The following is a 13,810-nucleotide window of genomic DNA, read 5'->3' as shown; positions in this document are numbered from 1 at the left end:
AATAATAAATACGTAAAAATGGTAGTTTTCAAATAATATTAATGTAAATATATTAAATTTATAAAATAAGATGAAAAAAAGGTGATTTAATATAAATTTAATAAAAATATAAAAAAGTGAAATTTTATATTATAATATATAAAGACATAAGCTACGGAGGAATAAGTATGGAAAAAGTTGAATTAGTAATATTTGATATGGATGGTCTAATATTTGATACAGAAAGATTATCTTATTTATCATGTGTAGAAGCTGCAAAAAACTTTGGAATAAACTTTGATATGAATATTTTTTACAAGTTACTTGGAACTAACTATGATAGTTGTAGAAATACATTAATAAAGCAATATGGCGATAAAATAGATGTAGATGAGTATATGAAAGAAAAAAGAAAGATTAATCTTTCATTAATAAAGGATGGAGCTAAGAAAAAGCCAGGATTAGATGAAATATTAGTATATTTAACTAATAAAAATATTAAAAAGGCAGTTGCAACATCATCAAATAGAGAAATAGCATTAGAGCTTTTAGAAAAGGCAGATGTATTACATTATTTTGATTATGTATTATGTGGTGATGAAGTAAGAAAATCAAAGCCTAATCCAGAGATATTTTTAAATGTGGCTAAAAAATTAGAAGTAAATCCAAGAAATTGCATAGTTCTTGAAGATTCAGAAGCAGGTGTTATAGCTGCAAGTAGAGGAAAAATAAGAGTAATAATGATTCCAGATGTAAAGGAACCAGAAAAGGAAATTGAAGAATTAGTTTATAAAAAGTTAGGTAATTTAAAAGAAGTAATAGATGTAATTGAAAATTTACAATAAATTAGACATGAAATTAGGCATGATAGTATGAACAAAAGGTAAAGGTGGTGAATTTGGGGAAGCAGAGAATCTAATATTTAGATATCTTTGTTAGCACCCAAAATTATATGGAGTATATAAGTGATATTAATATACAAGAGGCAGTAATTCATATTGTAGACTCGAATACAGATGAGCCTGTTTTAAATGAATATAGTCTTGAATTAAATGAAGATACATATAGCTTTTTACATAGACATATAGAAAAATGTTTTAAAGATGAAGAATTAAAATATGCAGTATTTAATCCTGAGAGAAATATAGTAAAAGAAGTAGTTCAAGATTATTTAAATGGAATAGATAATGATTTAATTTCACTATCTAAAGAACTTGCAAGGCAATTATTTATTATAATGAAGGGTAACACAAATATTCCCTCTTGTGACTTAATAATAGTTTCATTAGTTACAGATCAAGGCCCTATGATAGGGATATTAAAGATGGACTATGTAAAAAACTTTACTCATAAAGTTGAATTTATAGAAAATAAAATAGGGATAGATATAGTTCCACAAGCAGCAGGACTTCCAGCAAGCAGTCAAAGAATACAAAAAGCTGCATTTATAAAACCTATTAGAGAAAATCAAGTTTATAATATTATGGTTATAGATAAACAAAAGAAAAGCAAAGATGAAGAATATGGAGCTAACTATTTTATAAGTAATTTTCTTGGATGTTCAATTATAAGTAATGAAAGAGATATGACAAAGACCTTTTTAAAGGCTGCTGAAAATTGGACTAGAAGCAATATTGTAGAAGATGCTGATAGAGCAGAAAGAATAAGGACAGCAGTTAAAGCAAAGTTAAAGGAAGAAGAGAAAATCAATATAGAGGATCTTTCTAATGAGCTTTTTAAAGAAGAACCTCAAATAAAAAATGATTTTGCAACTTTTGTGAAAAGTCATGGTCTTGAAGATGAAATAGCAATAGATAAACAATGGGTAGAAAAGAAGTTAAAGCGTGTAAGACTAAAAATAGATAAGGATATTGACTTATATATTAATGAAGAAGCTTATCATGATAAAACTAGATTTGAAATACAAAGAAATGGTGATGGAAGTATAAATATGATAATTAAACATGTTATAAACTATATTGAAAAGTAATAGTTTTTTATAAATTCATTTCTTTCACTATAGGAGGATATAGATATTATATTCTGGCGATTTAAAGTTTACAAAGTCGCAAAGAATATAATATCTATATCCTTTTTTATTTATCTTAAGTTAATATATAAACTTTATATTTTATAGCTAAATAAGTTATTAAATTAACAAGGAGTTGAAAAAATTATTACTAATAATAAAAAAACTACATATAAATAATAATATTTTTAATTAATAATTAATATTATTTACAAATTAATAAAACGTAATAGGCACTATTGACAATAAATATGGAAAGGTTTACTATTTATATATATAGTATGTACAAAATATAGTATATACAAAATGACGGGTTAATTGGCGGGAGAAGATTTAAATTTATCTATAAAAGAATGAATATTAATACTTAAAGCCTATAAAATTTGAGGAGGGTTAATATGGGAGAGAAAAATGTATCTAAAGGAAAATATATTACAGTTGATGAAGCTTTAAATTTAATCAAAAGTGGAGATGTAATAGTTACAGGATTAGGTGCAGCAGAAGCAAAAGAAATTTCAAGAAATTTACACAAGATAGCTGATAGAGTTAAAGACGTTACAGTTACTACATGTTTACCACAGGAGCCAGCAGAGTATTTTATGAATCCTGCATATAAAGATTCATTTAGAATGGATGGATGGTTTTATACAGGTCCTATGAGAAAAGCTCAAAGTAATGGTAATATATCACTTATACCAAATCATTTACACTTAACAGCTTATAAGAGGCAATTCCACAAGAAGACAAATATATATATGGGGACAGCTACTCCTCCAGATAAGCATGGATATTTATCTTTATCATTAAGCAATATTTATGAAAAAAGAATTTTAAAAAATGCTGACTTAGTAATATTAGAAGTTAATAAAAATTATCCAAGAACTTTTGGAGATTTAGAAATACACATTAGCGATGTTGATTATTTGATTGAGACTGATTATCAACCTCCGATGTTACCAGATACTGAACCAAATGAAAAAGACTTAAAAATAGGGAAGTTTATAGCAGATAGAATAAATGATGGAGATTGTATACAACTTGGAATAGGTGGAATCCCTAATGCTGTTGCAGCATCATTAATGGATAAAAAGGACTTAGGAGTTCATACAGAAATGTTCACTACAGGAATTATGAAGTTAATAAAGGCTGGAGTTATAACTGGAAAGAAAAAGAACTTCAATTATGGAAAACATGTTGCAGGTTTTGCTTTGGGTACAAAAGAACTTTATGAATTCTTAGATGATAATCCATCAGTAATGATGATGGATGGATTCTGGACAAACGATCCATATGTAATTTCACAAAACGATAATATGGTTTCAATTAATACTACTTTAGAAGTAGATTTAACTGGACAATGTGCATCAGAATCAATAGGTCATATGCAATTTAGTGCAACAGGTGGACAATCAGATACTGCAGTAGGAGCTCAAATGTCTAAAAATGGACGTTCCTTTATAGCGTTATATTCTACTGCTATGGTTAAGAATAAGGAAACTGGAGAAAGAGAAGAAATATCTAAAATTGTTCCATTCTTAAAGCAAGGAGCTGCAGTAAGTTTATCAAGAAATGATGTTGATATGGTTGTTACTGAATATGGAGTTGCAGAGTTAAGAGGAACAACTATTGCTGAAAGAGTTGAGAGATTAATTAATATAGCTCATCCTAAGTTTAGAGAAGAACTATGGGCAAAAGCTAAGGAATGTGGGATAATATATTAATATAAAATATAATAGTTACTCAATATACACGTAAATATTTAAGGATGTAGTTTTAAGTTTATTAGCTATTTATGCTATAAACTTTTCATAAACTACATCCTTTAATATTTATATTTTTTTATTACCATTGATTTGGATAAGCAATTATATGAAGGATAACAGTCCTTCTTCCAAAGGAATAGCATTCCTGCAGGGAATTCATATAAAGATCTATTTTATTACCTTTAATGACACCACCAGTATCTGAGGCAATAGCATAGCCATAACCTTCTACATAAACTTTAGATCCTAAAGGTATAACGTTAGGATCTACAGAAATAGTACTTAAACCATTAGGATCTCTAACTGGCTTTAGACCCATAGCCGTATAGCTCCCCCCTGTATAAGCTGTAGCAGTCATAGAAAATGTAGATAAATAAGTGCCACTAGAGCTTGTAGATGATACAGAACCTACATTTATTTCAAGATTGGCAGATTCTAGAGAAGCTATTTGACTATTAGCTGATGAAATTCCTTCCTGGGCTAAGTTTAGTGCATAATTACTATTAAGTTGAGGTAACATATAATTTAAATTAGTAATTGCATCTCTAAGGTCAGAGGTAGATGCTGAACCAGAATTTATAATAGAAAGTGAATGAGATATTAAATTAACTTCATTTTCTTCAATAATTTTCATTATTGCATCCTTTTTAGAATTAAGGTCTGCAAGTACAACTTCTTGTTCTTCTTTTTTCTTACTAACTTCACTTAAATCATTTTCAATTAAAGTTTTAAGCATATTTAGATTTTCTTTTTTTTCTTCAACTACTTTGGCATCTTTAACTAATTCAGCTTTTTTATCATTAATCTTAGTTACTATTTCTTTATCAATAGAAATAAGCTTTTTCATAGTATCAATTCTATAAAAGAAATCAAATATATTTTTTGAAGATATTAAGTAAGCAAGTATATCAGTAGAAATATTACTTTTATACATAGATCGTAATCTTTTATCCATGATTTTTTCTCTTTTTTCAATTTCTATCTTAGAATCTTCAATTTTATTATTTATGTTTTCAATTTCTATTTCGGTACTTTTAATTTCAGAATTGTTTTTATCTAACTTCAAATTAATTTCTTCAATATCATTATTAAGTTTTTTAATTTCAGCATTGAGCTTTAATGTCTCATCATCCAATTGTTCATATTTGACTTTATTTTCTTGGATTGTTTGCTCTGCCGAAGTATTTGGTTCTGCAAAAGCTACTGTTGCAAGATTAAAAGTGAAAGTAATAGTAGCAACAACAGATATTAAGCTTCTTTTCTTCAAAGAATCCCCCCCCAATAAATATTAATATATTATATTTATTTATATTTTATATACTACAATAAATGTTTACAATTATCAAGATAAGTAGAATTAATAAAATATCTTCAGCGTAATATATTATTTTTCTAAGAAGTGTATGTAGAAAAAAATCAATATATTATAATCCAAAAGCTAAAATTAAATAAAAAGAGCTGCTATGCAGCCCAAAATTATAATATTATATTAAATTTAACGAAAAAGACTTAAAGAAAAATTATTTAAGTAATTTTACTAATATAGCCTTTTGAACATGAAGTCTATTTTCTGCTTCCTCAAAGATAGTATCTGCATGGAGTTCTAATATTTCATCAGTAATTTCTTCTTCTCTATGAGCAGGTAAGCAATGAAGAACAATTGCATCATCTTTAGCAAGTTTCATTATTTCAGAATTTACTTGATAGCCTTTGAAAGATTCAATTCTTTCTTTAACTTCATTTTCTTTTCCCATACTAGCCCATACATCAGTTATTACAACATCGGCATCTTTTATTGCTTCTTTTGGATCATTTACTATATTAAAGCTTAAATTATTAACTTTAGATATTTCAATTCCTTTATCAATATAGTATTTTTTCATCATATATTTATCTGGAATAGCTAAAGAAATATTCATTCCAACGGTTAAGCAACCTACTGTTAATGATTGAGCCATATTATTTCCATCACCAATATAAGCAACTTTTAAGTTATCTAAGATATTTTTATTTTCTCTTATAGTCATTAAATCTGCTAAAACTTGGCAAGGGTGTTCATCATCAGTTAAACCATTTATTATTGGAATATCAGAGCATTCAGCTAAAGCTTGAACTTCTGATTGTTCAAAGGTTCTAATCATAATACCATTAAGATATCGTGATAATACTCTTGCTGTATCTTGAATAGGCTCCCCACGACCTATTTGTAAATCACTAGAGCTTAAAAATAATGGGTATCCCCCTAATTGATACATACCAGCTTCAAAGGAAACCCTAGTTCTTGTAGAGGATTTTTCAAATATCATCCCAAGAGTTTTACCCTTAAGATGTGGATGATCAATCCCATGCTTTAGTTCATATTTTAATTGATCAGCTAAATTTAATATATCTAAAATTTCATCTTTAGATAAGTCTTCTATTTTCAATAAATCCTTTTTCATAAATACCCCCTAATTTAATTTATAATGCATAATTGTTGAAATAATTCATTAAGCTGAGTTATAAAGGAATGCATAAATTATACATTATGCATTGATACTATTGTTTCTTGTAATATTTTAATGCCTTCTTTTATTTCTTCCTTTGATATTATTAGTGGTGGAAGTAGTCTTATAACATTTTTTCCAGCTGTTAGGACTAGTAAACCTTTTTCAAGAGCTTTTTTTTGGATTTCTGATGGAGTAGTAGCTACCTCAACTCCTATCATTAAGCCTTTTCCACGAATATCTTTAATTAAAGGAGAGTTTATATCTTTAAGTAATTGCATTAGGTATTCTCCTTTTTCTTTTATTTCATTTAGCATATCTTCATTGCATATCTTATCTAAAACAACTAATGCTCCTGAACATGCTACTGGATTTCCACCAAAGGTTGTACCATGGTCACCTGGATTAAATACTTCTGATAATTTTTTGTTACATAACAATCCACCAATAGGAAGACCTGCACCAAGTCCTTTTGCCATAGTAACTATATCAGGTTGGATATGGAAATGTTGGAAACCAAATACTTTTCCTGTTCTACCAATCCCGCATTGAACTTCATCAAAAATTAATATAATATCATTCTCTTTACAAATTTTATAAACTTCATCAACAAAGTCTTTGTTGAGAGGATTAACTCCACCTTCACCTTGAATAGCTTCCATCATAACAGCACAGACATCAGAAGATAATTTGTTTTTAAAATCTGTTATGTTATTAGCTTCAAAATAATCAAATCCCTCAGGGAAAGGGAAGAAATAATTATGGAATTTATCTTGACCAGTAGCTGTTAAAGCAGCAAGAGTTCTTCCGTGAAAAGAATTATTTAAAGTTAAAACCTTATTCCTATTTAAGCCATATTTATCAAAGCTATATTTTCTAGCAAGCTTTATAGCACCTTCATTAGCTTCAGCACCAGAGTTAGAGAAAAAAACCTTGCACATATTAGTTTTTGTTATTAACTCCTCAGCAAGCTTCAAAGTAGTACTATTTAAAAATATATTTGATATATGCTGTAAATTACCAGCAGCATCAGTTATAGCCTTAACCCAGTCAGGATTCCCATAACCAAGACTATTTACACCAATTCCACTGGTAAAATCTATATATTTATTTCCTTTATCATCAAAAAGATAAGATCCATCACCCTTAACTAAATTAACAGGAAGATAAGAGTAAGTAGACATTAAAGGTAAATTATTTTGCATTTAAAAAACCCCCTTTTATAAATGTAGAATGAAGAATGTAGAATTATGGATGTAATTTGTTCCAAATAATATTACATTCTTCATTGTGCGTAGCACTTTAGTATATCATTGTTCCTATTCCTTCTTTTGATAGTAGTTCTAGTAAAATAGAGTGTTCTAGTGTTCCATCTATTATATGTGCTGTTTTAACGCCCATTCTAATAGCTTCAACGCAGCAGTCTATTTTAGGAATCATTCCACCTTGGATTATTTTATCTGCTTGTAATTTTTTTACTTCGTGTAATCTTAGTGTAGATATTAATGTTGAAGTATCTTTTGCATCTTTCATAAGGCCTGGAACGTTAGTTAACAATAATATTTTTTCTGCTTTTAATGCAGCTGCTATTTTAGCTGCACATGTATCTGCATTTATATTATAAGCTTGAGTAGAGTTTTCACCCACAGCAACTGAACCTATAACTGGTATATAACCAGAATCTATAGTGTTTTCTATCATTTTTGTATCTATAGAAGTTATTTCTCCAACGTAGCCTAAATCAACATCACTTTCTAATTTTCTTGCCTTAATAAAGGAGCCATCTATTCCTGAAAGACCAATAGCTTTTCCACCAACACTTTCAATAAGAGAAACAATATTTTTATTTACTTTTCCACCTAAGACCATTTGAACTATTTCCATAGTATCTTTATCTGTATATCTAAGTCCATTTATAAACTTACTTTCTTGTCCTATTTTATTTAAAAATTTAGATATATCTGGACCACCACCATGTACTATTACAGGTTTGATTCCAACACATTGAAGTAATACTATATCAGTAGCAACACTTTGTCTAAGTTCTTCACTTGTCATAGCATTTCCACCATATTTAATTACGACTATTTTTCCAGCTAATGTTTGTATATATGGAAGTGCTTGAGTTAATACTTTTGCATGTTCTTTATAATTCATTTTCATACCTTCCTTTAGCTTCGATAATCTCCATTTATTTTTACATACTCATAACTTAAGTCGCATCCCCAAGCTATAGAGGAATGTTTACCACTATTCATATTAATTAAAATCATTATTTCATCTTGAAGTAATATTTCTTTTGCTTTAACTTCATCAAAGGGAAGCCCCATTCCATTTTTAGAAATTTCTATTTCTCCAATAGAGCTTTTAAAAGATACATCTACTTTGTTAGGATTAATATTTACACCTGAATAACCAAGGGCACATAATATTCTTCCCCAGTTAGCATCACTTCCAAAGATTGCAGTTTTAACTAAAGGAGAATTGATAACAGCCTTTGAAAGTATTTCAGCATCTTTTTCAGATTTGCAATTACTAACAATACATTCTATAAGCTTAGTAGCACCTTCTCCATCCTTTGCAATCATTTTTGCTAAAGTTATATTCAATTTATTTAAAACTTCAAGAAATGCATAATAATTTTTATCTTTCTCTTTGATTTCATGATTTTTAGCAAGTCCATTAGCTAAAATTAATACCATATCATTGGTGCTAGTGTCACCATCTACACTAACTCTGTTATAGCTTATTTTAACACTTTCCTTTAATGCTTCATTTAGCATTTCTCCAGAAATATTTAAATCAGTAGTAATAAAAGAAAGCATAGTACCCATATTTGGTTCAATCATTCCAGAGCCCTTAGCCATTGCCCCAATAGTTATAGTTTTATCATCTATAGTAAATTTAAAGGCTAATTGCTTTTTATAGGTGTCTGTAGTCATAATTGCAGTAGCAGCATTTTCGAAACCTTCCTTAGATAATCTTTCAGTTAACATAGGAATTCCATCTTTAATTGCATCTATATTTAAAGGAACACCAATAACTCCAGTAGAAGCTACTAAAACATCACTTGCTTTAAGCTTAAGAGCTTTCCCCTGAAGTTCAGTCATTCTCTTTGCTGTCATTAATCCATCTTCACCATTACAAGTATTAGCATTTCCACTATTTATAATAATTGCTTGTGCTTTTTTATTTGATAGGTGCTCCTTTGTAATATATATAGGAGCTCCCTTGACTTTATTTTTTGTATAAACACCAGCAGCACTTGCTGGAACAGTTGAGTATATAAGAGCTAAATCAAGCTTTAAATTATTTTTCTTAAGTCCACAATGAATTCCTGATGCTAGAAAACCCTGTGGAGCAGTAACACCTTGATCAGATAATAATTTCAAAATAAGTCCCCCTTTTGTATAAGTGATAATGCGTAATTAATAATGCATAATTAATGATATAATTCAGCTTGCTGAATTATGAAATTTATAAATTTCGAAGGAATTTAATCCTAAATTATGCATTACCCATTATGCACTATTCATTGAATTAGTTTCCTGCAGAAACTAATTTTATTCCTTCATTTTCATTAAATCCACAAACTATATTCATATTTTGAATAGCTTGCCCAGCAGCCCCTTTAACCATGTTATCTATTGCACTTACTATTATAAAACCATCTTTTCTATGATTTAGATGTAGTGAAATATTGCAGTTATTTGTATATTTAACATCTTTAATGGAAGCAATATCTCCTAGTGGTAATACATTTACAAAGAATTCATCTTTGTAAAAGTCACTGTATAATTTATGAATTTCTTCTAAATTTATTTTTTCTTTCTGATTTTCTTTTGGATTACAATATATTGTTGAAATTATTCCTCTATTTATAGGAAGTAGGTGAGGAGTGAAGGTTACTTGAACTTTTTCTTCTGCAATAGCTGATAGACATTGTTCTATTTCAGGAGTATGTCTATGAGCACCTATACCATATGGTGCAAAGTTTTCGTTAAGTTCAGGATAGTGAGATTTTAAACTAAGTCCTCTTCCAGCCCCTGTTGCTCCTGACTTTGAATCGCAAATTATATTATTTATATCAATTAAGGAATTTTTAAGCATAGGCATTAAGGCAAGTTCTATAGATGTAGGATAGCACCCAGGATTAGCTATTATTTTGTATTCCTTAATTTTATCTCTATTGAATTCTGGCAATGCATATATGCTTTCTTTATGAAGATCTTTATATTTATAATCTTTTCCGTACCAAATTTTATAGTCATCTTCATTTTCTAATCTAAAGTCTGCTCCAAGATCTATTAAGATTTTATTTTCCTTATAGACTGGCTCAGCTATTTCTTCACTTAAGCCATGTGGAAGAGCTGCAAAAATAACATCACATTTTTTTATTACTTCTTCTTGGTTTTCACATATTAAATTAGTTACTCCATAAAAGTTTTTATATATTGATGAAATTTTTTCGCCTTCATATGAAACTGAACTTATTGCTTCTACTTTAACTTTTGGATGATTAAGTAATAACCTTAAAAGTTCAGCACCTACATAGCCAGTTGCCCCAATTATTCCTACTTTAAGCATTTTACTGCCTCCTTAGTTTTATTTATTGATTCTAATAGTAATTCTAATTGTGTTTTAACAGAAGAAGAACTAGGTCCCCCAAAGACTTTTCTTTCTTCTACACAATTTACCAAATCTATAGCTTCATATATATCATCTTCAAATATAGGAGAGAAGTTCTTAAGCTCTTCTAAAGTAAGATCATCTATAGCTATGTTTTCTTTAATACAATGAAGAACTATAGCACCAACTATTTCATGAGCATTTCTAAAGGCAATTCCTTTTTTAACTAAGTAATCAGCTACATCTGTAGCATTAGTAAAGCCTAAAGATGATCCTTTTCGCATATTATTTTTATTTACTTTTAAAGTATCTAACATACCAGCAAAGGTCTTAAGAGATAGACTTGCTGTATCTAAAGCATCGAATAATGCTTCCTTATCTTCTTGCATATCCTTGTTATAAGCTAGAGGCAACCCCTTCATAACTGTAAGAAGAGTAATTAAATCTCCGTATACTCTTCCTGTTTTTCCTCTAACTAATTCAGCTACATCAGGATTTTTCTTTTGAGGCATTATACTACTACCTGTACTATATTCATCTGATAATTCAATAAAGCTAAATTCATTAGTAGCCCAAAGTATTACTTCTTCAGAAAATCTTGATAAATGCATCATTATCATAGATAGTACTGATAGTGCTTCTATAGCATAATCTCTATCTGATACTGAATCTAAGCTATTTACTGTAACTTGAGCAAAGCCAAGATCCTTTGCTATCATGTGTCTATTTAAATTGTAGGTAGAGGTAGCAAGAGCACCACTACCTAAAGGCATTTCATCTAATCTTTTATAACAATCTAAAATTCTGCTAAGATCTCTTTTAAACATTTCTGCGTAAGCTAAAAGATGATGAGCAAAAGTTATAGGTTGAGCCTTTTGCATATGAGTATATCCAGGCATTATTGTATCTATATTTTCAGAAGCCTTTTTATATAATATTTCTTGAAGATTAATAACATCATTAGATAAAGCTATTAATGCTTTCTTTAAATAAAGCTTAGTATCTAAAGTTACTTGGTCGTTTCTACTTCTACCTGTATGAAGCTTTTTACCTTCATCACCAATATAGTAAGTTAAGGTTGCTTCAATAAAGCTATGAATATCTTCAGAAGCTTCATCAATTTTAATTACTCCATTTTCCATTCTACTTAATATTGTTTCTAAACCTGCTATTATTTTGTTGCTATCTTCTTTTGGAATTATATTTTGTTCCCCAAGCATTTTTACATGGGCCAAACTACCTAAAATATCTTCTTTATACATTCTAGAGTCTACTCTTATTGATGAATTGAAATCATTAACTAAAGAATTAACTCCTTTTTCAAAACGTCCGCCCCAAAGCTTCATAATTACTTACCAACTTTCTTTAATGCTTCAGTCATCTTTGCTTTTACTGTGATAGGTAGTCCAAATAAATTTATAAATCCAGCTGAATCTTTTTGATCATAAACAGCATCTTCTCCAAAAGTAGCATATTCTTCACTATATAATGAATAAGGTGATGTCATACCAGCGTTAACAATATTACCTTTATATAATTTTAACTTAACTTCTCCAGTAACAGTTTCTTGTGTTTTATTAACAAACTCAGTTAGAGCTTCTCTAAGAGGAGTAAACCATTGTCCGTTATAAACTATATCTGCAAATTTTAAAGCTATAATTTCTTTATAATGTGCAGTTTCTTTATCTAAGCAAAGCTCTTCTAAATCTTTGTGAGCTTTATATAAAATAGCTCCACCTGGTGTTTCATATACACCTCTAGACTTCATACCAACTAATCTATTTTCAACCATATCCATTATTCCTATGGCATTTTCTCCACCAATTTTATTAAGCTTTTCTATTAAAGTAACACCATCTAATTCTTCTCCATTTAATGCAACTGGAATTCCTTTTTCAAATTTTAAAGTAATGTAAGTAGGAGTGTTAGGTGCATTTTCTAATGTATTAGATAGTTCTAATATTTTATCATAATTAGGTTCATTAGCAGGATCTTCTAAATCTAAACCTTCATGACTTAAGTGCCATAGGTTTTTATCCTTACTATAATTAGTTTCATAGCTTATAGATATAGGAATTTTTCTATCTAAAGCATATTGTATTTCTTCTTCTCTAGATTTTATATCCCAAATTCTCCAAGGAGCTATAATATCCATATCAGGTGCAAAAGCTTTAACAGCTAATTCAAATCTAACTTGGTCATTTCCTTTTCCTGTACAACCATGGCATATAGCGTCAGCTCCTTCAGCTAAAGCTATTTCAACAAGTCTTTTTCCGATTATAGGTCTTGCAAAAGAAGTACCAAGAAGATATTTTCCTTCATAAACTGCATTAGCTTGAATAGTAGGGAAAACATAATCCTCTACAAATTCTTTAGTTAAATCTTCAATATAACACTTAGATGCCCCAGTTTTAAGTGCCTTTTCTTCTAAGCCTACAAGCTCATCTTTTTGTCCAACATTACCAACAACTGCAATAACTTCACAGCCATAATTCTCCTTAAGCCAAGATATTATAATTGATGTATCAAGTCCTCCTGAATAAGCTAGTACAACTTTATTATATTTTTTCATATTAAATAGCCCCCTTCATAAATGGTAAATAAAAACTACATTTTTTAGATGTTTATAATTATACACCTGAAGGTATAAATATGCAAGAATATTTTTAATATTTATGCAAAAATTATGTATATTTAATGGATAATCCATTATTTTATGAAAATATACTTATAAATATGTATCGAATTTGCTCGAAGGATAATAATAAATGGAAATTTAACGAAAAAATATACCAATTTTCAATAATGCTAAATTAATAATGCAAATAAAGAATATTTTGGTTGGTAAATTATGTTATAATTGTTATTGTGTTAATAAGTAATAGTGAAGAAATAGAAAAAAGTGAATAAGCAATATGGAAAAG

The 13,810-nt window shown here is 28.8% G+C and carries 11 protein-coding genes; 3 read left to right on the top strand and 8 right to left on the bottom strand.

From position 1 onward, the window contains the following. Positions 1 to 167: 167 nt before the first annotated feature. The 3 genes from ACQRD5_RS12895 to ACQRD5_RS12885 all read left to right on the top strand — a co-directional run bounded on the left by ACQRD5_RS12895 (position 168) and on the right by ACQRD5_RS12885 (position 3,729). The gene (locus ACQRD5_RS12895; protein WP_291630112.1) at positions 168 to 824 is read left to right on the top strand and encodes an HAD family hydrolase; all 657 of its coding nucleotides are present in this window, start codon (positions 168 to 170) and stop codon (positions 822 to 824) included. 107 nt (positions 825 to 931) lie between these two features. Then, positions 932 to 1,969, top strand: coding sequence for a nucleoid-associated protein (locus ACQRD5_RS12890; RefSeq protein ID WP_291630114.1), 1,038 nt, complete (start codon positions 932 to 934; stop codon positions 1,967 to 1,969). Positions 1,970 to 2,406: 437 nt separating this feature from the next. Next, complete coding sequence (locus ACQRD5_RS12885; RefSeq protein WP_291630117.1) at positions 2,407 to 3,729, top strand: acetyl-CoA hydrolase/transferase family protein; 1,323 nt, start codon at positions 2,407 to 2,409, stop codon at positions 3,727 to 3,729. Positions 3,730 to 3,850: 121 nt separating this feature from the next. Here ACQRD5_RS12885 and ACQRD5_RS12880 read toward each other — a convergent pair whose 3' ends face one another. From ACQRD5_RS12880 to ACQRD5_RS12845, 8 genes are all read right to left on the bottom strand, one after another. Next, entirely contained in the window at positions 3,851 to 5,038 is a 1,188-nt protein-coding gene (locus tag ACQRD5_RS12880) for a 3D domain-containing protein (protein ID WP_291630119.1), read from the bottom strand. Between the two features lie 253 nt (positions 5,039 to 5,291). After that, on the bottom strand, positions 5,292 to 6,212 hold the full coding sequence (gene argF, locus ACQRD5_RS12875) for an ornithine carbamoyltransferase (protein ID WP_291630120.1): 921 nt from the start codon (positions 6,210 to 6,212) through the stop codon (positions 5,292 to 5,294). Between the two features lie 77 nt (positions 6,213 to 6,289). Then, on the bottom strand, positions 6,290 to 7,462 hold the full coding sequence (locus ACQRD5_RS12870) for an aspartate aminotransferase family protein (protein ID WP_291630122.1): 1,173 nt from the start codon (positions 7,460 to 7,462) through the stop codon (positions 6,290 to 6,292). A gap of 97 nt (positions 7,463 to 7,559) precedes the next feature. Next, positions 7,560 to 8,414 (bottom strand): acetylglutamate kinase, encoded by an 855-nt coding sequence (gene argB / locus ACQRD5_RS12865; protein WP_291631568.1) that lies wholly within the window; start codon positions 8,412 to 8,414, stop codon positions 7,560 to 7,562. Positions 8,415 to 8,428: 14 nt separating this feature from the next. Beyond that, positions 8,429 to 9,649 carry a bifunctional glutamate N-acetyltransferase/amino-acid acetyltransferase ArgJ gene (gene argJ / locus ACQRD5_RS12860; protein WP_291631570.1) on the bottom strand — a complete coding sequence of 407 codons (1,221 nt, stop codon included), beginning with the start codon at positions 9,647 to 9,649 and terminating at the stop codon, positions 8,429 to 8,431. A 148-nt stretch (positions 9,650 to 9,797) separates the two neighbouring features. Further along, a complete protein-coding gene (gene argC, locus ACQRD5_RS12855) occupies positions 9,798 to 10,844 on the bottom strand; it encodes an N-acetyl-gamma-glutamyl-phosphate reductase (RefSeq protein WP_291631572.1) in 1,047 nt (348 codons plus the stop codon). Further along, positions 10,832 to 12,232 carry an argininosuccinate lyase gene (gene argH, locus ACQRD5_RS12850; protein WP_291631574.1) on the bottom strand — a complete coding sequence of 467 codons (1,401 nt, stop codon included), beginning with the start codon at positions 12,230 to 12,232 and terminating at the stop codon, positions 10,832 to 10,834. Before argH ends, argC begins: the two co-directional genes overlap by 13 nt. A 2-nt stretch (positions 12,233 to 12,234) precedes the next feature. Then, positions 12,235 to 13,458, bottom strand: coding sequence for an argininosuccinate synthase (locus tag ACQRD5_RS12845; protein WP_291631575.1), 1,224 nt, complete (start codon positions 13,456 to 13,458; stop codon positions 12,235 to 12,237). Between the last annotated feature and the right edge of the window lie 352 nt (positions 13,459 to 13,810).

The organism is Clostridium sp. SGI.024, assembly GCF_050315195.1.
Classification (GTDB): Bacteria; Bacillota; Clostridia; order Clostridiales; family Clostridiaceae; genus Clostridium.
The sequence above is the reverse complement of the archived record's forward strand: the minus strand, read 5'-3'. Positions and strand labels throughout refer to the sequence as shown.